Annotated in this window: 19 protein-coding genes and 1 pseudogene; 2 read left to right on the top strand and 18 right to left on the bottom strand. The window is 73.1% G+C overall.

The features are described from left to right. Positions 1-7 precede the first annotated feature (7 nt). The 12 genes and pseudogenes from panD to ACFYU0_RS16170 all read right to left on the bottom strand — a co-directional run bounded on the left by panD (position 8) and on the right by ACFYU0_RS16170 (position 10521). Positions 8-427 (bottom strand): aspartate 1-decarboxylase, encoded by a 420-nt coding sequence (gene panD / locus ACFYU0_RS16225; RefSeq protein WP_351668007.1) that lies wholly within the window; start codon positions 425-427, stop codon positions 8-10. 297 nt (positions 428-724) lie between these two features. Next, positions 725-1267: a DUF1360 domain-containing protein gene (locus ACFYU0_RS16220; protein ID WP_389301475.1), complete on the bottom strand. Its 543-nt coding sequence runs from the start codon at positions 1265-1267 to the stop codon at positions 725-727. After that, a complete protein-coding gene (locus ACFYU0_RS16215) occupies positions 1251-2225 on the bottom strand; it encodes a Rieske 2Fe-2S domain-containing protein (RefSeq protein WP_389301472.1) in 975 nt (324 codons plus the stop codon). Before ACFYU0_RS16215 ends, ACFYU0_RS16220 begins: the two co-directional genes overlap by 17 nt. A gap of 74 nt (positions 2226-2299) precedes the next feature. Further along, positions 2300-2407: pseudogene (locus ACFYU0_RS16210) on the bottom strand (hemerythrin domain-containing protein); the annotation flags it as partial. A gap of 354 nt (positions 2408-2761) precedes the next feature. Further along, the gene (locus ACFYU0_RS16205; protein WP_389301469.1) at positions 2762-3175 is read right to left on the bottom strand and encodes a hypothetical protein; all 414 of its coding nucleotides are present in this window, start codon (positions 3173-3175) and stop codon (positions 2762-2764) included. Between the two features lie 46 nt (positions 3176-3221). Then, positions 3222-3602, bottom strand: a complete 381-nt coding sequence (locus tag ACFYU0_RS16200; protein ID WP_389301467.1) for a protease inhibitor I42 family protein — start codon at positions 3600-3602, stop codon at positions 3222-3224. A 106-nt stretch (positions 3603-3708) separates the two neighbouring features. Continuing rightward, the gene (locus tag ACFYU0_RS16195; protein WP_389301464.1) at positions 3709-5292 is read right to left on the bottom strand and encodes a peptidoglycan-binding protein; all 1584 of its coding nucleotides are present in this window, start codon (positions 5290-5292) and stop codon (positions 3709-3711) included. An 11-nt stretch (positions 5293-5303) separates the two neighbouring features. Beyond that, positions 5304-5675: a hypothetical protein gene (locus ACFYU0_RS16190; protein WP_389301461.1), complete on the bottom strand. Its 372-nt coding sequence runs from the start codon at positions 5673-5675 to the stop codon at positions 5304-5306. A gap of 108 nt (positions 5676-5783) precedes the next feature. Then, complete coding sequence (locus ACFYU0_RS16185) at positions 5784-6026, bottom strand: DUF5302 domain-containing protein (RefSeq protein ID WP_351668021.1); 243 nt, start codon at positions 6024-6026, stop codon at positions 5784-5786. Positions 6027-6128: 102 nt separating this feature from the next. Continuing rightward, positions 6129-7541: a DEAD/DEAH box helicase gene (locus tag ACFYU0_RS16180; RefSeq protein ID WP_389301457.1), complete on the bottom strand. Its 1413-nt coding sequence runs from the start codon at positions 7539-7541 to the stop codon at positions 6129-6131. A 228-nt stretch (positions 7542-7769) separates the two neighbouring features. Beyond that, positions 7770-9245: a PHB depolymerase family esterase gene (locus tag ACFYU0_RS16175; protein WP_389301454.1), complete on the bottom strand. Its 1476-nt coding sequence runs from the start codon at positions 9243-9245 to the stop codon at positions 7770-7772. Between the two features lie 265 nt (positions 9246-9510). After that, complete coding sequence (locus ACFYU0_RS16170) at positions 9511-10521, bottom strand: VWA domain-containing protein (protein WP_389301923.1); 1011 nt, start codon at positions 10519-10521, stop codon at positions 9511-9513. Between the two features lie 75 nt (positions 10522-10596). Between ACFYU0_RS16170 and ACFYU0_RS16165 the strand changes: the two genes are divergently transcribed. Beyond that, complete coding sequence (locus ACFYU0_RS16165) at positions 10597-11307, top strand: LysR substrate-binding domain-containing protein (RefSeq protein ID WP_389301451.1); 711 nt, start codon at positions 10597-10599, stop codon at positions 11305-11307. A 42-nt stretch (positions 11308-11349) separates the two neighbouring features. Here the strand turns inward: ACFYU0_RS16165 and ACFYU0_RS16160 are convergent, their stop codons facing one another. The 3 genes from ACFYU0_RS16160 to ACFYU0_RS16150 form a co-directional block, all read right to left on the bottom strand. After that, entirely contained in the window at positions 11350-12870 is a 1521-nt protein-coding gene (locus ACFYU0_RS16160; RefSeq protein WP_389301448.1) for a catalase, read from the bottom strand. 440 nt (positions 12871-13310) lie between these two features. Further along, complete coding sequence (locus ACFYU0_RS16155) at positions 13311-14696, bottom strand: APC family permease (protein ID WP_351668043.1); 1386 nt, start codon at positions 14694-14696, stop codon at positions 13311-13313. Then, positions 14693-15610: a carbon-nitrogen hydrolase family protein gene (locus ACFYU0_RS16150; protein ID WP_389301444.1), complete on the bottom strand. Its 918-nt coding sequence runs from the start codon at positions 15608-15610 to the stop codon at positions 14693-14695. The genes ACFYU0_RS16155 and ACFYU0_RS16150 overlap by 4 nt, the downstream gene beginning before the upstream one ends. 123 nt (positions 15611-15733) lie before the next feature. Between ACFYU0_RS16150 and ACFYU0_RS16145 the strand changes: the two genes are divergently transcribed. Then, entirely contained in the window at positions 15734-16345 is a 612-nt protein-coding gene (locus tag ACFYU0_RS16145; RefSeq protein ID WP_351668047.1) for a TetR/AcrR family transcriptional regulator, read from the top strand. Between the two features lie 99 nt (positions 16346-16444). On the opposite strand, the gene ACFYU0_RS16140 is transcribed toward ACFYU0_RS16145, so the two are convergent. From ACFYU0_RS16140 to ssuE, 3 genes are all read right to left on the bottom strand, one after another. After that, positions 16445-16636 carry an antitoxin gene (locus ACFYU0_RS16140; RefSeq protein ID WP_351668049.1) on the bottom strand — a complete coding sequence of 64 codons (192 nt, stop codon included), beginning with the start codon at positions 16634-16636 and terminating at the stop codon, positions 16445-16447. Between the two features lie 223 nt (positions 16637-16859). Further along, a complete protein-coding gene (locus ACFYU0_RS16135) occupies positions 16860-18020 on the bottom strand; it encodes an LLM class flavin-dependent oxidoreductase (protein ID WP_389301440.1) in 1161 nt (386 codons plus the stop codon). 53 nt (positions 18021-18073) lie between these two features. Then, entirely contained in the window at positions 18074-18631 is a 558-nt protein-coding gene (ssuE, locus tag ACFYU0_RS16130; protein WP_389301437.1) for an NADPH-dependent FMN reductase, read from the bottom strand. Positions 18632-19117: the final 486 nt, after the last annotated feature.

Here is a 19117-nt window from a genome sequence, read left to right as displayed (position 1 = left end):
TCCCCGGTCAGGCCGGGACGGCCTGCGGGCTGCGCTGCTGGTCCGAGCCGGGCACCGGCGCGGACGGGTCGGCGCCGAGTTCGACGATCCGGTTGTCGCCGTCCACGTGCACCACCCGCGGCTTCAGTTCCCGCGCCTCGGCGTCGGTCACCTGAGCGTAGCTGATGATGATCACCAGGTCCCCGGGGTGCACGAGGTGGGCGGCCGCCCCGTTGATCCCGACGACCCCGGACCCGCGCTCCCCCTCGATGACGTAGGTCTCCAGGCGGGCCCCGTTGGTGATGTCCACGATGTGCACGAGCTCACCGGGCAGCAGATCGGCGGCGTCCAGCAGATCCGCGTCGATGGTCACGGATCCGACGTAGTGCAGGTCGGCCTGGGTGACGGTGGCGCGGTGGATCTTGGACTTGAACATGGTGCGCAGCATGTCGGACTCCCGGAAGACGGCTCCCTGCCTGCTGTGTGCAGGTCAAGGGCGGCCTTCACTGTACATCGGCGTGCCGGTCCTCCCCAGACTCACGGCTCTCCCACGCGACCCACCTCGGCCACGTCGATCGTCGGCGAGGCGGAGGCCGCCATGCGGATCCGGACGCTGGATGTGTCTCCCGTGATCGACGAACACGGCTACGCCCTGGGCGTGCTCGCTCTCACACCCTGGCCGTCGTACCGCTCCGGCGGCGGCCGCCGCGCGGCGACTCCGCCCCGGAGCGCGCGTGGGGAGAGGTCACTCACCGGTGGTCCTGTCCACCAGGGCGCTGTACGTCAGCTGCAGCGCGTCCGCGCCGGCCAAGGCGGCGAGCGCACCCATGGCGGTGCGGGTGGCGCGCGGCCAGAGCAGCTGTCCGGCGGTGAGGGACGAGACGACCCATACACTCATGCAGAACGGACAGGTGACCAGCTCGCCGATCGTGTCCTTGCCATCCTCGTTCCGTGCCTCCTCATGCAGCTCCGCCGGCCCCTGCGAACCGTGGAACGTGGTGAAGGGGGCCCTCAGCGGACTCGTCACCGACGCCTTGCTCAGCAGCCGGCTGAGCCGGAAGGTCGCCACGGCGGTCAGCGCCACGTCCCAGGGCACGGGCCGGTCCGGCAGCGGGCGCCCGCGAATCCTCACCGCTGTCGTCCAGGCGGCGGTGTACGCGCCGAAGGCCGCCATGGCCGCTGTGTAACCACGCAGCGGGCGCTCCTGCCCCGCCGAGTACGCGCGCTCGGTGCGTCGCAGCCCTCGCCTCAGACGTTCCACGAAACGGCCGTCAGGCGCTGTGCCCATGATCCCCGCCTCTTTCCGTCCCCATCGCCGCCTCGGCCGCCTCGTGGCCGGCCGGCCCGGGCGTCGTCGGGCCCTGTCGGCGCAGGCCGACCTCCACGTACCCGTCGACGACGCGGGTGTCGAAGGCGGGCTGGGGGGCGGTGGCGGGTCCCCGGACGTTCCAGCCGTCCGAGAGCCGGAAGACACTCCCGTGCCAGGGGCACCGGACACACCCGTCGGCGACGCTGCCTTCGGACAGCGGCCCCGCCAGATGACTGCACCGCTCGGCCAACGCGTGGAAGCTCCCGTCCGGTTCGCGCACCACCAGCACCGGCACGTCGTCCACGGTCCGCCGCGCGGGCCGGCCTACGGGGAACTCCTCGACGGCGCCGATCCGATGCCAGCCCGCACCGACGACGTGCGGCACCTCCTCGGCGTGATTGGCGCCGGAAGCCTGCCGGTACGCCATGTGACCGCCCAGCATCCCTCCCAGACCGACAGCGGTCAGCCCGAGGAAACCCGTCGCCCGCCCCGCTCCGGCCCGCCCGGTGACACGGCACACGAGCGAGGCGCCGTACAGGGCCACGGCCGCCGCGTTGGCCACGGCGTGCGCGAGCCCGACCCGCCTCTGCTCACTGTGCAGCTCGGCCCAGTCGACGGCGCCCGCCAGCGCGGCGGGTCCGGCCGCCGCCAGTCCGACGCTCACGAGGAGGGCGGCCTCCCGGGAGCGGCCGGGGCGCAGGTCGAGCACCGCTGCGGACATCCAGCTCCCGATCGGTACCTGCACCATCAAGGGGTGCACGGGATGGCCGAGCCACCTGCCATGCAGTGCGTCCCTGGCGCGGCCGAGCGGCAGGGCCCGTACTCCTCTGGTCAGCGCGTCGATCACCGCGTCCGCCCTGGAGTCACGCTCCAAGGCGTCCAGCAGCCGCAGCATCCGGTTCTGGCCCATACGGCGACCACCTGGCTTCTCGCTCATGGGCGGAGGGTCCCCCCACCGGTGACGGACAAACAGCGGTTCCAGTGCCCTCCGCCAGGTCGCGGTGCCGGGCAATCCTCGGCGAGCCGGTCCTCAGCCACCTTCCCGCCGCCCGACAGCGCGCGGCGGGCGAAAGGGTGGACGACCTTCTCCTCCGCGGTCTCGTGCACGGCCGGCAGACGCCGATCGCGAAGCCGGCGGTCCAGCAAAAGGCCGTGCCGCTCCAGCGGATGGAACGCCATGGGGCACTCTCCTCGTGGAAGGGTCGCGCGGGCGGAGCACCCGCGCTCACCGTTGGAGTCGGCCGAGCCGGCAGGACAGGACCCATGGTCCGCCGGGCGGAGGGAACGCACCGTGCACCACGCCCGGTCGGCGGGCATTTGTGCCCCTTCTGCACCGTCGTCTTCGGTGCGTCGAGCAGGCCGTGACGTCGGCGGGCTCCACTTGGCCCGCGAGCAGGAGTACGACCTGATCGTCCTCGACATCATGCTCCCCGGCATGAACGGCTACCGGGTTCGCCCGTCCCTGAGGCCGGTTCACGCGCTCCCGCCGCGCGCCCGGGTCAGCTGCCTCAGCTCGATGACGGTCGCGACGGCGCGCAGCCAGGTGGCCGCGGTGTCGTCGGCGGCGAGCCCGCCCATGAGCTCGGCGCCGGCCCGCAGCCATTCCCGCACGAGGTCGGCCGCCTCCCGGCGGGGCAGGGGCTCGGGCAGCTCCGCCGCGCGGGCGAGTCCGCCGGCGCGCACGGTGTCGGCGAGGAAGGCGACCGAGCGCGGCTCGGTGCCCAGGCGGTCGAGGACGACGGCCGCGGCCGCGGCGCCGTCCCCGAACAGGGCGGTGCGCCGGGCGCCGGCTCCGGCGGTGAGGCCGTAACGCAGCAGGACGGTGATGTCGAGTCGGGCCAGCTCGTCGTCCGTGCGGTCCGGCGGGTGCGGGGCGTCGTCGTTCATGGCTTGGCCTCGGGTGTCTCGTCTCATCTGCCTGGTCCGCCGCCGCTCAGCCGACGGTGACGGTGTAGGTGATGCGCTCGGGGGCCTGGGACGGGGTGGCCGTCCCCGTGGCCGGGGTGGCGGAGGGTCCGGTGGTGGCGGGGGGCCGGGTGGCGGTGTTGCCCTGGCAGGTGGAGAACGTGCAGTGCAGCAGCGTGAATCGGGTGGTGCCCTTGCCCTTCGCCTCGAAGGTGAAGGTGAGCCGGCCCCCGGCGCCGTCCACCGGCTCGTCGCCGGAGTCCGACGCGTAGTGGCGGCCGCGGCCGACCAGCACCGAGCTGTCGGGCTCGGGGCCGACCAGGTACCAGTACTCGCGGGTGGAGGCGTTCTGGCCGACGGTGATCGTGAAGCGCTCGCCCGGCTCGGCGGTGATGCTGGTGTCCTTCACCGGGTGGCTCGTCGTGCCCGTGGGCCCGTCGTCAGGGTCGCCGGCGCCCGAGCCGCATCCCGTGGCGAGAGCGAGGAGCGCGGCCGCCGCGATCGCGGCGCGGCCCCTACCGGGGAAGATAGACGCTGTACGTGTTGGGGAGATCACTGTTGGAAGCCTTGCCCATGTGGCCGTTGATGAAGTCGTCCTCGCTGACCCAGGTGGTCGAGCCCCAAGGGTTGTACACCTGGAGCATGTCCCCCTCCTGGGCGATGATGGTCATGGCGTGGGCGCCCTCCGTGCCCGAGACGTCGACCGGGACCGGGCGCCCCTGCGCCACCGAGTTCTCGACCTCGGTGAGGACCGCCCTGCGGTCGGCGGGGCTGTTCAGGTCCTGGCGCTCGTAGTCGCTGCCGGTGGCGCTGCCGACGGCCGTGTCGTTGATCCGCTCCTGCCCCTCGGGGCCCATGCCGCCCCAGTTCTCGCCGCCGTCGCCCTCGGTGTGCAGCCGGTGCTGTTCGGCCACCAGGCGCTGCCTGAAGGCGTCGGGGTCGTCCTGCTGCCCGTCGGGGCCGCCGGTGAGACCGAGCGCGTAGACGGGGTCGACCATGGCGCGGGACGTGACGGTGGACGAGGCCACGCAGGTGCCCTCGGAGCCGTCGCCGCCCTGGATCCACCGCTGGCCGTCGAAGGTGACGTAGTCCTTGTTGTTGTTCGAGCCGTCCGGCGCCAGGCCTTCGTCGTCCATGCTGTCCGCAGCGGTGACCACGGGGGTGAGGTGCCGGCGAAGCCAGTCGGGGTCCTTGCCGTGGATCTTGTTCTGGAACTCCTGGATCTCGGCGACGCTGTGGCCGGCGGCCAGGGCCTTCATCAGGTAGGCCCGCTCCTGCGGGCTGTCCGACTTCGCCAGCATCCGCTCCATGGCCGTCTCGTCGTCGAGGCTCAGCAGGTCCATGCGCGCCGACGCGCGCGCCAGGTCGCCGGCCGTGAGGATCTCGTTCAGCTCGGCGTCGGCGCCCGCGACCCCGGTGTCGGCGAGCATCAGCTTGTCGACGGCGGTGAGTTCGCTGGTCTCCATCTTTCCGGCCCGTGCCTCGGCGGCCCACTTGTTCAGGTCGCGGGCCGCGACACGGGTGGCCTCCTGCGCCTCGGAGACGGCGTCGTGCATCAGGCCGACCGCGGAGGACCCGAAGTGGGCGGCGTTCTTGCGGTCCCACTCCTCCTCGTCGTTCTCGTGCAGGTCGTCGAAGAAGCCGTCCCGGCCGCCGAGCGTCTTCTTCTGCTCCAGCAGCTGTCCGCGGCCCTGTTCGTCCTTGCGCTGGGCGGCGCCGATCGCGTCGGCCAGCGTCAGCAGCACCGTCGCGCAGCCCTGGAACGCCTCGCCCATCCGGGTAGCGGACCGCCCGGCGGCGTTCACCGCCTTGGAGGCCAGGACGCTCGTGTCGCCGACCCACACCTGCGGAAGGCCCTTGCGGCCCACCCGGTCGACCTGGTCGAAGACGCCGCCGACGTGGCCGACCTGGCCGCGGTAGAGATCTGCCAAACCCTCCAGCACGGCCTGGTCGCCGCCCGGCCGGGGCACCGAGAGGGCGTCGTCGATCAGGTCGAGGAGGTCGTTCTTGCTTCCGGCGCCGAGCATCTTCTCGGACAGCCCGGCGAGCCAGGAGAGCCGGAGGGAAGGGGAGTCGAGGGGGGAGGAGAAGAACGACACCGGCCCCGCCCTCAGTAGCCCGAAAGGGCCGAGCTGCGCACGCCCCGCGCCGATGTGCCGGTGAGGCCGCTCGCGCCGCCCGCGGGGACGCTGTCCGCGTGCTTCCTCACCAGGCCGTCGGTGCCGTGGTAGGTCCTCTGGGCCAACTCCACCTTGCCGCCGAGTTCGTGCAGCGCGGAGGCCAGGGTCCTGGCCTCCGCCTCCCAGGCCTTGACGAACGCGTTGAGCGCCGACGCGGCGTCGCCGCCGCCGGCCTCGCCGTACGAGTACGTCGTACGGGACCTGACGGCGGCGCTGACGGCGTCCATGTCCGTTCCGGCGTCGTCGAGTTGCCGGGCCTGCCCGGTCATGCCCGCCTTGACCTGGTAGCCGTCCGAGCCCACCGTGCCTCCCCCGTGTGCGTGCGATCGTGCAGCGGGCAGGCTAACACCCCTTGTACGTACGGGTGTCACACGTGTCTTCGAGCGGGCGGGACCGGCGGACGGTCCGGCTCAGCCGCCGCTCTTGCGCCGGAACGACCGCTGGCTCGCGGCCGGGCCGTGCGCCGCTCGCACCTTCGACGCGTTGCGGTTGCCGGCGCCGTCGGCGGCGTCCGCCTGCGCACCGCGCTTGCGTGCCAGGGCTTCGCGGAACTTGCGCTTGAGGTCGTAGTTCCCGTCGCCGTCGGGCGCCAGCGGGGACGGCTCCGGCGCGTCCGGCTCCGAACCTTCCGTCGATACGGGCTCTGCGGTCATGGTGACCTCCTGGGTTCGGGGACGGACGAGCACAGCTTGTCATGCCGGGGCGCGGTACGGGGCGCCGGCGGCACCGGCCCGCCCACCGTCGGGCAGCGCCCCTCAGCCGCCGCGGCGTACGCGGGCGGCCTTGCGGGCCTCGGCGAGCTTGCGGGCCTCGCCCGCCTTCCTGGACCTGCCGTCGCCGCCGCGGGAGCCGCCCTTGCTGGTGCCGAGGCCGCGGAAGGGAGCGTTGGTGTTCTTGGGCCGGGGGGCGGCGGGCCCGCCGTCGAGCGGGATCCCCGAGGGCGCCCTGGCTCCGGTGATCCGGCTCAGCTCGGCCTCGCCCGAGCGCACCTTGGTGACGGCCGCCTCGATGCCGGCCTCGGCCATCACGCGGCTCGTCTCGCGGCGCAGGGCCGCCGGCACGAGCGTGACCACGCTGCCGGACTCACCGGCGCGGGCGGTGCGGCCCGCCCGGTGCACGTAGTCCTTGGGGTCGGTGGGCGGGTCGACGTTGACCACGAGATCGAGGTCGTCGACGTGCAGGCCGCGCGCCGCGACGTTGGTCGCCACCAGAGCGGTGATCTGGCCGTTCTTGAACTGGGCCAGGGTCCGGGTGCGCTGCGGCTGGGACTTGCCGCTGTGCAGGGCACCGGCGGGCACGCCGCTGGCCCGCAGGTGCCGGGTGAGCTGGTCGACGGCGTGCTTGGTGTCGAGGAACAGCAGTACGCGGCCGTCGCGGGCGGCGATCTCCGTGGTGACGGCGTAGCGGTCGGGTCCGTGGACGACCAGCAGGTGGTGCGCCATCGTCGTGACGGTGCCCGCGGACGGGTCGACCGAGTGGACGACGGGGTCGTGGAGGTAGCCGCGGACGAGTTGGTCGACGTCGCGGTCCAGGGTGGCGGAGAACAGCATGCGCTGGCCGTCGGGGCGCACCTGGCCGAGGAGCTCGACGACCTGCGGCAGGAATCCGAGGTCGCACATCTGGTCGGCCTCGTCGAGCACGGTGATCCGCACCCGTCCCAGGCGGCAGGCGTTGCGCTCGATCAGGTCGTGCAGGCGTCCGGGGGTGGCGACGACCACCTCGGCTCCCTGGCGCAGCTCGGCGATCTGCCGGCCGATCGACATGCCGCCGACGACCGCCGCCATCCGCAGCCGCAGCGCCTCGGCGTAGGGCGCCAGTGCCTGGGTGACCTGCTGGGCCAGCTCCCGGGTCGGCACGAGGATCAGGGCGAGTGGCTGCTTCGGTTCGGCGCGCCGCCCGGCCGTGCGGGTCAGCAGCGGCAGGCCGAAGGCGAGCGTCTTGCCCGATCCGGTGCGCCCGCGTCCCAGGACGTCGCGCCCCTTCAGGGCGTCGGGCAGGGTGGCGGCCTGGATCGGGAAGGGTTCGCGCACCCCGGATTCGCTCAGCGTCCGCAGCACCTCCACCGGCAGTCGCAGACCGGCGAAGGAGACGGCCGGGGGCGGCGGGGTCGCGGGCTCGGGCTGGGCGGGGCCGCCGGGAGCCGTGCCGGAGTCGTCGGGGTGCTTCATGAAGAGCCTTCCGCAGGGGAACGTGCCGAGGAAGGCCCGGCAGGACGGAACAGCTCCCGCACGAGCGGAACCGAACAGGCAGAATCGCCCACCGCGACGACCACGCAAACGCATGACACTAACACGGCGCACGGCGTCGCTGCGTGCCGACCGGGTCAGGCGTGCGGCGGTGACTCCACCCGGAGGGGAAGCCACCGCCGCGGGACGCCGGCCCGTGCGGTCCGTGCGTCAGGACGGGCAGCCCGAGTCGGCGATCACGTAGTAGCCGGCCGAGGTCTCCTTCAGGGTGTGGGTGACGGCGACGTTGTAGAGGCCCATGTTCTGGTTGGAGCCGTTGGCGTAGACGTAGCCGAGGCTCTGGTGGGCGCGGCCCGCCGCGACCTGGTTGTAGTTGTTGTCCCGGAAGCACTGCGGCTGGTACCCGGTGGTCGTGGCCGTGACAGCCGACGAACGCGCGCCGGCCGCGCCGCCGGAGTCCGTGGCGGCGACGGTGTAGGTGTACTTCGTACCGGAGCCCAGCCCCGTGTCGGTGTACGACGTGCCGGTGGCCGAACCGGCCTTGGCGCCGTCGCGGTACACGGTGTACGACGCCGCGCCGCTCACCGCGGACCAGGTCAGCGACGCGGTCGTGTCGGTGGTGCCGGTGACGGTGAGCCCGGCGGGCGCCGGGAGGCCGCCGGTTCCTCCTCCGCCCGCGCCGTCCAGGCCCCAGAACTTCGCGGTCCAGTACGACGAGCAGATGTAGTCGAGGTAGTAGGTCCCGGTGCTGCCGCACTGGTCGGCGCCGGTGCCCGGGTTGACCGCGAGGCCATGCGCCATGCCGGACACGGAGAAGGTCTCCACGGCCGGCTTGCCGCTCGGGTCGTCGTACACGGCCTGGGTGGTGCCGCCGGTCAGGGTGGTGGTGGAGGACGGGGTCCGGCTGATGCCCCAGACGTCGGTCCACTGGTCGCGTTCCTCGGTGGCGTTGGCCGGGTTCACGGTGGTGTCGGCGGTGCCCTGCCAGATCGCGACGCGCGGCCAGGGCCCGCTCCAGCCGCCCGACGCGCCGCGGACGGCGTCGCCCCACTGCTTAGGGGTTTTGCTGACCGCGCTGTTCTGGCAGGTCAGCGCGCTGGACAGGTCGGTCGCGCAGCCCGCCGGGAGGCCCGAGTCGATCGAGCCGCCCGCGAACACATCGGGATAGTCGGCGAGCATCACCGAGGTCATCGCGCCGCCGGCCGACAGCCCGGTGACGTAGACCCGGCTGGGGTCGCTGCCGTAGTGGGCCCTGGCGTTGTCCACCATCTGCCTGATCGACAGCGCCTCGCCCTGGCCCCGGGTGTAGTCGGAGGACTGGAACCAGTTGAAGCAGGAGTTGGCGTTGTTGGAGCTGGTGGTCTGCGGGAAGACGACCGCGAAGCCGTACAGGTCCGCGTACTTGGGCCAGCCGGAGTGGCTGTAGTAGTCGCTCGCGCTCTGGGTGCAGCCGTGCAGGGCCACGACCAGCGGCGCGCCGGACGGCAGGTTGTCGGGGGCGTACTGGAACATCTGCAGATTGCCGGGGTTCGAGCCGAAGCCCGTGACCTGCTGCAGGCTCGCGGCCTGCGCCGGGGCCGGGGCGAGCCCGAGGACCACGGCGATCAGGGACAGGACCAGCACCGCCGCGGAGGCGGGGCGCGGCCACGAGCGGCGCGGCAGCGGATGGGGGGAAGTGGGGTTCATCGTGCCACCTGGGTGATCGCGACGGGTGGGGAGGCCGGGGGCGGCCGCGCTCCTGGTTCGAGTACGGTACGTGGCCTGGGGGTTGCGGGGACGTTACGTCCGGCCCGCGGGAGCCCGTAATGGAGAGGCGCCCCACCTCGCGGCGGCCGGACCTGTGGGTTCCTACCGTTGCGGGGTGCGCGGAACCCGGTAGCGGGTACGCGCCGCCGGACTTCGACAACGAAGTTCCCCTGCCGGAAAGGGCCTTGTCGCCGGGCCGGCGGGGTCAGCGGCGGCGGCGCGGGGCGGAGAGCGCGGCGGTGAAGTCGTCCAGGGCGTCGAGGCTGTGGGCGCTGACGACCGCGTCGCAGTAGGGCAGTGCGGCGGCCATGCCGGCCACCAGCGGGCGGTAACGCGGGCTCGCGGTGCGGGGGTTGACCCAGATCACGCGGTAGGCGACGCGGGACAGGCGGGCCATGTGGGTGGCGAGGTCGGCGGGCCTGCCGGTGTCCCAGCCGTCGGAGACGATGGCGACCACGGCGCCGCGCGCCGTACCGCGCCGGCCGAACCGCTCGTTGAACTCCGCCAGGCACTCCCCTATCCGGGTGCCCCCGGACCAGTCCGGGGCCGTCCGTCCGGCCCGCGCCAGGGCGTCGTGCGGCCCGGTCCGGCGCAGGACGGGCGTGAGGCGGGTGAGCCGGGTGGCGAAGGTGAAGACCTCGGCGTGGCCGGCGCGGGCGGCGCAGAAGAGGAGCTGGAGCATCGCGCGGGCGTAGGGCTCCATCGAGCCGGAGATGTCGCAGAGCACGACGAGGTCGCGCGGGCGGGTGCGGGGCACGAAGCGGCGCAGCCGCAGTGGTTGTCCGCCGATGCGCCGGCTGTCGGAGAGGGTGCGGCGCACGTCGACGCGCGTGCCGTGGTGCGCGGTGCGGTGCCGTCGGGACGGCCGCTCCGGGGTGTGGAGCCGTAGGGTGCGCATCACCTCGGCGAGCAGCGCCAGTTCCGCCGCGGACAGGTCCGCGAAGTCGCGGCTCGCGAGCCGGTCGAGCGGACTCGCGGCGACGGGGACGGCGGCCTCGCGCGCCGGCGCCCCGGTGTCCCGGCCCCGCCCGTCCGCGAAGGCTCTCGGGACGCCCGGCACGCGGCCGACGCCGGACACGCGGCGGGGATCGGCGTCCGGGAGCGGCCGGGCCGGGTCTCCGGCCTGCCCGCGGCGCGCTTCGGGGCCGGCCGTGCCGCCGCCGAAGACCGCCCGGAAGACCGCGTCGAACAATTCGATCTGCTCGGGTCCCGACACCAAGGTGGCGAGCGCGCAGTGCCGTAGCTCGCGCGTCGTCGCCGGCGCCAGCAGGGTGAGCGCCCGGGCGAAGCGGTGCGGGCGGCGCGGGGCGCGCCCGACGAGCTGCGGGTCGTCGCGACGAGCACGCTGGCCGAGTTCGTCCTCCCGTCGCTCATGGAGGCCTTCGCCTGCCGCGCGGGGCCCAGGGCCGAGACCTCGTTCGGGGTGGCCGCGGACGGCGGGATCCGGGTGCTGGTGGAGAACCGGCTGGCCGACGTCGCGCTCGGCCCGTGCCTCGACGACGACGGCCGGGGCGAACTGGTCAGCGAGCCGCTGTTCCGCACCCGGCTCGTCGTGGTGACCAGCGCCGGGTCGCCGCGGCCGCCCGGTCCGCCGTCGCGGTGGTCGTGGCTGGTCGACGCCTCGGGCACCGATCCGGACGCGGACTCCGGGCGGCTGCTGCGCCGGCTCGGTGTGGCGGAGGGCCACGTGCGGGTGTTCCCCAACCAGACCGCGACCCTGGCGGCCGCCGCCGAGGGCGCGGGGGTGGCCCCGGCGCTGGCCCATCTGGTGTCGCCCCGCGTACGGCGTGACGAGCTGCGCCTGCTGGAGACGCCCGCCACGCCGTCGGACGCCACCTGGCACGTCACCGCGCCGCGGCCGGGACTCCGTTCCCCGGCCGCGGACGCGTTCCTGCACTTCCTGCACACGCCCGCGGCGGCCCGCATCATGCGCGCGCCCGGCGCGGGCGTCCCGCCCTCCCGGTTCCGGCCCCCGGTGCACATCACGCTCTGGGGCGCGTGAGCTCCCCCCGCGGCAGCGGCGCGGCCGGACCGGGCGGGCGGTTCACGCCTTGTGCTGCATGGAGCTGCGCGCCGGGTTGCCCTGTTCGGCGGCCTTGGGGTCCTTCTCGCCGGCCTTGGCCCGGACGCCGTCGGCGATGCGCTTGCCGATGGCCTCGTCGATGTTCGACCAGTACTCGAAGGCCCGTTCCAGGACGGGTTCGGTCACCCCGTTGAGCAGGTGCCCGACGACGTTGTCGACGAGACGGTCGCGGGCGGCGTCGTCCATGACCTCGCGCACCAGGGTGCCCGGCTGCCCCCAGTCGTCGTCCTCGGGGTGGGAGACGTAGGCGGAGCGGGTGATCTCGCCGTCGGCCGTCCAGCTCGGCGGGGACCCGTAGCGCTCGGTGTCGGCCGCGGGGCCGCCCTTGGAGTTCGGGGCGTACACCGGGTCGGTCGTGTTCCGGTACGCCATCGCCCCGTCCTTGGAGTAGGTGTGGACGTCGACGACGGGCGCGTTCACGGGGAGCTGCTGGTAGTTGCCGCCGATGCGGTGGCGGTGGGCGTCCGCGTAGGAGAACAGCCGGGCCAGCAGCATGCGGTCCGGGCTCGGCCCGATGCCGGGGACGAAGTTGTTCGGCTGGAACGCCGCCTGCTCGATCTGGGCGTGGTTGTCGGTGGGGTTGCGGTCGAGCGTCATACGGCCGACCGGGATGAGCGGGTAGTCGCCGTGCGGCCACACCTTGGTCAGGTCGAACGGGTTGAAGCGGTAGTGCGCGGCTTCCTCGTATGGCATGACCTGCACGTACAGCGTCCAGCTCGGGAAGTCGCCGTCCCGGATGTGCTCGAAGAGGTCTCGGGTGTGGTAGTCGGTGTCGGCCGCGGCCATCTGGTCGGCCTCGTGCTGGGTGAAGAACTCGATGCCCTGGTCGGTCTTGAAGTGGTACTTCACCCAGAACCGCTCGCCGGCGGCGTTGATCCACATGTAGGTGTGGGAGGTGTAGCCGTTCATGTGGCGCCAGGTCCGCGGGATGCCGCGGTCCCCCATCAGCCAGGTGACCTGGTGGGCGGACTCCGGGGAGAGGGTCCAGAAGTCCCACTGCATGTCGTGGTCGCGCAGGTTGTTGTCGGCGCGGCGCTTCTGGGACCGGATGAAGTGCTGGAACTTCATCGGGTCCTTCACGAAGAACACCGGGGTGTTGTTCCCGACCATGTCGTAGTTGCCTTCGCTGGTGTAGAACTTCACCGCGAAGCCGCGCGGGTCGCGCCATGTGTCCGGGCTGCCGCGCTCCCCGGCGACGGTCGAGAAGCGGACGACCAGGTCGGTGCGGGCGCCGGGCTGGAAAAGGGCCGCCTTGGTGTACGCGCTGACGTCGTCGGTCACCTCGAAGTGACCGAACGCGCCGCTTCCCTTGGCGTGCGGCTGGCGCTCGGGAATCCGCTCCCGGTTGAACTGCGCCATCTGCTCGATCAGGTAGGCGTCCTGCAGGAGGATCGGCCCCCCTGGGCCCACGGTCAGAGAGTGTTCGTCGCTTTCCACCGGCGCGCCGGAGTCGGTCGTGGTGGCGGGTCGGATCTCCGTCATTGCTCTGCCTTCCGTAGTGCGTCAGCAGCGACGCCGGGACCCTCGGGGCCGGCGTCCTACGAGCACGCCATGGCCGCCGCCGCGTCTCAGGCCGCGCGGACGCGACGCAGCGCCCACCGGCACTCGTGTCCCACAGGCCGCGTGACCCGGAGCGGCCCGGGTAAACACCGTCGTCCCGACACCGGCGGCGAATGACCGGAATGGTCCAACCGGATCACACGGCGGGCGACGCCGGGGTGCCCGCCGCCCCGGTGCGGTCACCCGCGGGCCCGGCCGCCGCTCCCCCTACGGGCGGCCGTCCGGCCGGCCCCGTCCGTTCCAGCGGCGCCACGCGGCCGCCGCGGTCCCCGCGCCACGCGGCCTCCACGGTCCCCGCAGAGGTCGTCACCGCCGACTCGGGGCTTCCGACGCCGGCGGCGGCCGGGAGCCCCGAGCGTGGCTCACGCCGTCGGGAGGAGGGGGCCGGAGGCCTCCGGCTCGGTGGGGCCGGCTTCCTCGTCGGACCCGAGCCGCATCTCGGGGGCGGGGCGGCGGAAGCCCTTGGTGATCACCGCGAGCCAGAGGACACCGATGACCAGCCAGCCGAGGCCGAGCCTGACGGCGGTGCCGCCGAGCTGGGTGATCAGGTAGACGTCGACCGCGGCACCGGCGGCCGGCAGCAGGAGGTACCGCACGGCCGAGTGCCGGGTCCCGGAGCGCCACTGCCGCACGGCGTAGGCGATCACGCAGACGTTGACCAGGGTGAAGCCGAGGAACGCGCCGAAGTTGATGAAGGAGGTGGCGTCGGCGAGCGAGAGGTTCATGGCCAGCAGGCCGACGGCGCCGATGATCAGCACGTTGACGACCGGGGTGAGCAGCTTGCCGTGCAGGCGTCCGAACACCCGGCGCGGCAGGGCGCCGTCGCGGCCCATGACGAACATCAGGCGGCTGGTGCTGGCCTGGATGGCGACGCAGGAGGCGAACCCGCCCAGCATGCCGACGATGTTGGCGACGTCCGCGAACGTCTTCCCGCCGACGGTGGTGGACAGCAGATACCCGGCGGAGTCCTGGTCGGGGAAGGAGCCGCCCGGGTGGGCCCACTGCATCAGGAAGGAGATCACGACGAAGACGGTGCCGCCGGTCAGCACGGTGAGGACGATGCTGCGCGGGATGGTGCGCCGCGGGTCGCGCACCTCCTCGCTGAGGGTGCTCACCGCGTCGAAGCCGAGGAAGGCGTAGGCGGCGACGGCCGCGGCGGCGGTGACGGCGGAGAAGCTGGTGGCGTGGTTCCAGAAGGCGTGGCCGGCCGAGGCGGTGCCGCCGTGGCCGAGGCCGTAGTGGACGCAGAGCGCCGCGAGCACGACCAGGACGGCGGTGACGCCGAGCAGCAGTACCCGGTTGATCCGGTCGGCGACCTTGAGGCCGACGACGTTGATGACGGTGGCGAGCGCGACGTTGATGACCAGCCAGGCCCACTCCGGCACGGCCGGGAACTGGGCGTGCAGGTAGATGGCCTGGATGAGCCAGGCGACCATCGGCAGGAAGAGGTAGTCGAGCAGCAGGGCCCATCCGGCCAGGAAGCCGACGCGGGAGTCGAGCTCCTTGCGGGCGTAGGTGTACACGGAGCCGGAGCTGGGGTGGACCTTGGCCATCTTGGCGTAGCTGAGGCCGGTCAGCAGCATGGCGCCGGTGGCGATCACGTAGGCGGTGGGCGCGGCGCCCTCGCTGGTGGCGGCGATGACGCCGAAGATCGACATGACGACGGCGGGGGCCATGTAGGCGACGCCGAAGGCGACCACGGACAGGAGTCCGAGGTCTCCTCGCATGCGGGTGGGCTGGTCTGTCACGGGTTTCTCTCTTCCCCGAGGGTACGACGGGTCTCGGTGCGGGCGCCGGTGTCGCCGGCCCAGGCGGCGGGGTCGATGCGGCCCTGGTAGAGCGGCAGGGCGAGGGGCTGGTCGTCGGGACGGAACTGCTGCCAGGGCCGGTTGAGCGCGGCGGTGCCGAGCTGGCGGACGTTGGCGACCTCGTCCAGGTCGATTACGTCGGTGAGGGTGGTGTCGCTGTCGGCCGCGGCCTCGGAGCGCACGGTGCCCTGCGGGTCCACGAGCAGGCTGCGGCCGGTGCCGGCGGGCGCGGCGCAGTTGACGCTGGCGACGAAGACCTGGTTGACGATGGCGTTGGCGCGGGCCAGCACGGTCTCCTGGGCCCGGTCGCTGCCGGAGGTCAGGACGAAGTTCAGCACCAGTTCGGCGCCCATCCAGGCCAGGTGGCGGGTGGTCTCGGGGAACCAGGCGTCGTAGCAGATCGACAGTCCCACCCGTCCGACGCCGTCGAGGTCGAAGACGGTGAACTCGGCGCCGGGGACGACGGTCTCGTAGGGCCGCCACGGGAAGATCTTGCGGTAGGCCGCGACCCGCTCACCGCGCGGGGAGTACACCGGCGCCGTGTTGTGGACGCGTCCGTCGGCGCCGCGTTCGTAGACGCTGCCGGGGGCGAGCCAGACGCCGAGGTCGCCGGCGAGTTCCGCGAGGGCGCGGTCGCGCGGGCCGTCCAGGGGTTCGGCGAGGGCCTCGGGCAGCTCGGCGGGGGTGAGCGTGGCGCCGGCGGCGGGGGCGCCGAGATGCAGCTCGGGATATACGACCAGGGGTGCGGCGGGAAGCCCCGCCGTGCGCCTGCGCACGTCGGCGGCCAGGCCGTCCAGGTCGTCGGCGGCGCGCTGGGCTGCCTGGGCCAGCACTAGGGGGAGAGGACGGGACATGGGTCACCAGGTCTGACTCGGGGGAATTAGTTAAACGAAATTTAGTTAACGAATCAGAGGAGGTCAATGGATTGCCACAGGTGAGATACGAACGGCGTTCGACGGTGTGCGAGCATGTCGACCATGGCCCGACCCAGGAACCAGGCGGAACGCCGCGCCCAGCTGATCGAAGCGACCGCCAGGACCGTGGTGGAGCTCGGGGCCACGGCCACCAAGCTGCGCGACGTCGCCCGGGCCGCCGGCGTCACTCCGGCGTCGGTGCTCTACTACTACGCCGACATCCAGGAACTGTTCGCCGCCGTCTTCGAGCGCAGTGCCGCGACGTACTTCGTCACCCGCGAGGAGGCCATCGCGGCGGCGGACGGCCCGGTGTCACGGTTGCGCGCCTGCATCCGCTCCGGCGTGCCCTGGCCCGGGGAGGGCGAGGAGAGCACCCGGCTGCTCTTCGAGCTGTTCCCGGTGGCCCTGCGCAACGAGGGCGCCGCCGACCGGCAGCGCACCTTCGCGCACCAGCAGGCGGAGTTGTACCGCCAGGTGCTCGAACTTGGGCGGGCGAAGGGCGACTTCACACTGGCCGGCGACGCCTGGGCCCTGGGGCGGTCGTTCGTGGCGCTGGAGGACGGCTACGCGATGGACCTGCTGGTCGGCGACGCCACCGCCCAGGACATCGAGGACCGCCTGCTCGACCACGCCCGCGTCGTCACGGGCAACCCGGCCTTCGCCCGGCGCGACTGACCGGACGCCGTCCAGGCCCGCCGGGATCGGCGCTTCGCCCCCGGAACACGACCGGGCCCCGGCGATCGACGCCGGGGCCCGATTCCGGGTGCCGCGGGTTCAGCGGTCCGTCACCTCGCCGCCGTAGGAACGGTGCACGGCGTCGGCGGCCTTGTCGGTCTGCGCGTCGTACTTGTCGCCCGTACGCTCGTCGACCAGCCGCTCGGCACTGTCCACACCCTTGTCGGCCTGGTCCGGGTGGCCCTTCGCCATCTCCTTGGCCTTGTCCGCCATGTCTCCCAGCTTGCCCATGAGGTACCTCCCGGCGATACGTGTGTCGTACCCGGCTCGGAGTACCCGCGGCGCCGGGTTCGATGCGTGCCGGTTCCCACGCAGGCGCGGTCAGTGGTGCGCGGAAGAGTTCGGCGGGACGCGCGGCCCCGCGCCAAGGCGTCGTCCGCCGGCCGGCGAGTGCGCCGGGCGTCGGGGCCTTCCTGGTACGAGGCTGCCGAGCCGTGCGGTCGCGGTCGTGGGGTCAGCGCGGGGTGCCGGAGCCCGCGAAGGGGACCTGGGCGGCGGGTGTTGCCTCCGGGGCGTGGAACGGGTGGGTCCACAGGCCCTGGGCCCGCAGCCTCGGCAGGACGCCCTCGCCGAACCAGTACGCCTCCTCCAGGTGCGGGTAGCCGGAGAGGACGAACTCCTCGATGCCCAGGGCGTGGTACTCCTTGATCCGCTCGGCCACCTCGGCGTGGCTGCCGACCAGCGCCGTGCCCGCGCCGCCGCGCACCAGGCCGATGCCGGCCCACAGGTTGGGGTGGATCTCCAGGGACTCGCGGCTGCCGCCGTGCAGGGCGAGCATCCGCCGCTGCCCCTCGGACTCGCTGCGCGCGAGCCCGGCCTGCACCGCCCGCACCGTCTCCGGGTCGAAGCCGTCGAGGAGCCGGTGCGCCTCCGCCCACGCCTGTTCGGAGGTGTCGCGGGTGATGACGTGCAGCCGGACGCCGAAGCGGAGGGCGCGGCCCTGGCCGGCCGCGAGCCTGCTGATCCGGGCGGTCTTCTCGGCGACCTGGGCCGGCGGCTCGCCCCAGGTGAGGTAGACGTCGGCGTACCGCGCCGCGATCTCGGCGGCGACGGGCGACGAGCCGCCGAAGTACACCTCGGGGACGGGGTCGGGCAGCCGGGTGAGCCGGGCGTCCACGACCCGCAGGTGCTCGCCGTCCAGGTCGACGGTGCCGCCCTTCCACAACCCCCGTACGACGTGCAGGAATTCGCCGGTACGGCGATACCGCGCGTCCTTGTCGAGGAAGTCGCCGTACGCGCGCTGCTCCTGGCTCTCCCCGCCGGTGACCACGTTGAGCAGCAGCCGGCCGCCGCTCTGCCGCTGGAAGGTGGACGCCATCTGCGCGGCGAGCGTCGGCGACACGAAGCCCGGTCGGAAGGCGACCAGGAACTTCAGCCGCTCGGTGTGCCGGCTGACCATGGCGGTGGTCAGCCAGGCGTCCTCGCACCAGGCGCCGGTGGGGGTCAGCGCACCGGTGAAGCCGAGGTCCTCCGCCGCGCGGGCGATCTGGCTCAGGTAGGCCACCGTGGGCGGCCGGTCCTGGCCCGAGACGGTGGCCGGGGTGCCGTGGCCGCCGCCGACGACATGACGGCTGTCGCCGTTGGTGGGCAGGAACCAGTGGAAGGTCAGGGTCACCGGGGCTCACCTCCCCCGCTCGGCGCCGGCGGTCGTGGTCGTGCTCGGGGCGCTCATCCGGCGGCCGCCAGCAGGGCCGTACGGCTGCCGAGGGCGACGGAGAACTGGTCGACGACCTGGGCGAGGGCCTCTGCGGTGCCCGGCGCGACGGTCAGGGTGCCGTCGTCGCCCACCGCGATGTCCTTGTCCAACGTGAACCAGCCCGGGACGATGTGCGCGGCGCCCATGGAGCTGAGCACCGGGCGCAGGGCGTAGTCGATGGCCAGGACGTGCGCGGTGGTTCCGCCGGTCGCCAGCGGGAGGACGGTCTTGCCGGCCAGGCCGTACTGCGGCAGCAGGTCCAGCAGCGACTTCAGCAGCCCGGAGTAGGCCGCCTTGTAGACGGGGGTGCCGATGACCACTCCGTCGGCGCGTTCGAAGAGCGCGGCCGCCTCGCGGATCGCCGGGTGCTGGAAGTCGGCGCCGAGGAGGGCCTGGGCGGGGATGGTGCGGACGTCCAGCGGGATCACCTGGTGTCCCTGGGCCGTGAGCCGCGCGTCCAGGTGGCGCAGCAGCCGGGCGGTGCGGGAGGTGGCGGAGGGACTTCCGGAGACGGACAGGACGGTGGCCATGGCGGACCTCTTTCGGAGGGTGGGGACGGCTGATCTTGTCGAGGGCGTCGGCGAGCGCCGACCAGTCCGTGTCCTGCTTGACGGTGGCCGCGGCGGCGGCAGCGCGCGTCCGGTGTGTCCCGCAGGACCGTCAGTACGCGGATCAGCGCGTGCGAGCGCGCGTCAGCGTGGCGGTGCGACGGTGCCACGAGGCGAGGAGCTCGGCCCGCGACGGGGTGAGCGAGGGAGGGAAGGGCCGGTCAGACGGCCCACTGCCGCTTCAGGCGCAACACGCCGCGGACCACACCCGACCGAAGTCGATGTGGTCACGGGTGACCAGACGCTGCTCGGCATTCATGCGCCCAATTGAGCAGTACATCTCGCGCCCCGTCAACCAGGGCCCGGATGGCGGACGGGTGTTGAGCCGCCGGTGCACAGTGCGTGCGGCGGACCACGCAGCGCCGCGAAAACGCGTTCCCTATAAATCCTATCGATTTACTAGGGAAG

Origin of the sequence: Streptomyces sp. NPDC003720 (genome assembly GCF_042875075.1) — a bacterium.
Classification (GTDB): Bacteria; Actinomycetota; Actinomycetes; order Streptomycetales; family Streptomycetaceae; genus Streptomyces.
The sequence above is the reverse complement of the archived record's forward strand: the minus strand, read 5'-3'. Positions and strand labels throughout refer to the sequence as shown.

Coding starts and splice junctions, on each gene's coding strand:
- panD (WP_351668007.1), bottom strand. CDS start 427: ATGCTGCGCACCATGTTCAAGTCCAAGATCCACCGCGCCACCGTCACC.
- ACFYU0_RS16220 (WP_389301475.1), bottom strand. CDS start 1,267: ATGGGCACAGCGCCTGACGGCCGTTTCGTGGAACGTCTGAGGCGAGGG.
- ACFYU0_RS16215 (WP_389301472.1), bottom strand. CDS start 2,225: ATGAGCGAGAAGCCAGGTGGTCGCCGTATGGGCCAGAACCGGATGCTG.
- ACFYU0_RS16205 (WP_389301469.1), bottom strand. CDS start 3,175: ATGAACGACGACGCCCCGCACCCGCCGGACCGCACGGACGACGAGCTG.
- ACFYU0_RS16185 (WP_351668021.1), bottom strand. CDS start 6,026: ATGACCGCAGAGCCCGTATCGACGGAAGGTTCGGAGCCGGACGCGCCG.
- ACFYU0_RS16180 (WP_389301457.1), bottom strand. CDS start 7,541: ATGAAGCACCCCGACGACTCCGGCACGGCTCCCGGCGGCCCCGCCCAG.
- ACFYU0_RS16175 (WP_389301454.1), bottom strand. CDS start 9,245: ATGAACCCCACTTCCCCCCATCCGCTGCCGCGCCGCTCGTGGCCGCGC.
- ACFYU0_RS16160 (WP_389301448.1), bottom strand. CDS start 12,870: ATGACGGAGATCCGACCCGCCACCACGACCGACTCCGGCGCGCCGGTG.
- ACFYU0_RS16150 (WP_389301444.1), bottom strand. CDS start 15,610: ATGTCCCGTCCTCTCCCCCTAGTGCTGGCCCAGGCAGCCCAGCGCGCC.
- ACFYU0_RS16145 (WP_351668047.1), top strand. CDS start 15,734: ATGGCCCGACCCAGGAACCAGGCGGAACGCCGCGCCCAGCTGATCGAA.
- ACFYU0_RS16140 (WP_351668049.1), bottom strand. CDS start 16,636: ATGGGCAAGCTGGGAGACATGGCGGACAAGGCCAAGGAGATGGCGAAG.
- ssuE (WP_389301437.1), bottom strand. CDS start 18,631: ATGGCCACCGTCCTGTCCGTCTCCGGAAGTCCCTCCGCCACCTCCCGC.